The following is a 765-nucleotide window of genomic DNA, read 5'->3' on the forward strand; positions in this document are numbered from 1 at the left end:
CCATAAAGCGCAACCTCTGGCACACTATCAAAGGTGACATCACTCATGGTAACAAACTGCGGAGCATCCCATAAATTGGGCCATTTAAAGGTTTGATAAGTCGCTTTAGTCACACCGTCTTTTACCATTAACTGGCGAGTGCCATTTGCTAAATGCACACCGCTTATCGCATATTCTTGTATGCCGTCACCAGTTAAATCGGCTAATGCTTCAAACTGTACCTCCCCTAGAGTTGCTGGCCAATTCCACACATCTTGTTTAACCCCCGTTAACCCAGAATAGACCTGGAGTTGATATCGGTTTGCATTGGCGTCAAAACCAAATACCCCCACCTCATTAATACCATCGGCATCACGATCGTCTAGAATGATAATATTGGAAGTTTGAAGTGCATGGTTAATTATAAAATGATTGATTACGCTATAATCTATACCATTGAACAATGTAATGCTAATGCTTAATGGTGTTGCAGAATATCCAATAAAATCAAAAATATGGTCACCATTAGCATCACTAAACTCCAATAGCGTTAATGCTACATTTAACTTAGTAACAGTAAATGTGTTGTTGAATTGATTACCCGGTCCAAACGAAGTGGAGTTTCCAGCAATATCTGTCAGTGGAAATAAAGATACTCCCCACTCACCGGCTGTCGCCCCTTTAGGTACGGTTAATGTGGCCTCCCAAGTTCCATTAGTATTATCGCCTGAGATTAATCGAACAACCCCTAAACCTGTAGCAGAGTCGTTCAATACGCTTTTAGCA

Annotated in this window: 1 protein-coding gene; it reads right to left on the reverse strand. The window is 41.2% G+C overall.

Going from position 1 to position 765, the window contains the following annotated elements; all coding sequences use genetic code 11:
- A partial coding sequence (locus tag IEY40_RS20115) for a hypothetical protein (protein ID WP_188959366.1) occupies window positions 1-765 on the reverse strand: 765 nt, incomplete at both ends.

The organism is Shewanella ulleungensis (assembly GCF_014648315.1).
GTDB classification, from domain to species: domain Bacteria; phylum Pseudomonadota; class Gammaproteobacteria; order Enterobacterales; family Shewanellaceae; genus Shewanella; species Shewanella ulleungensis.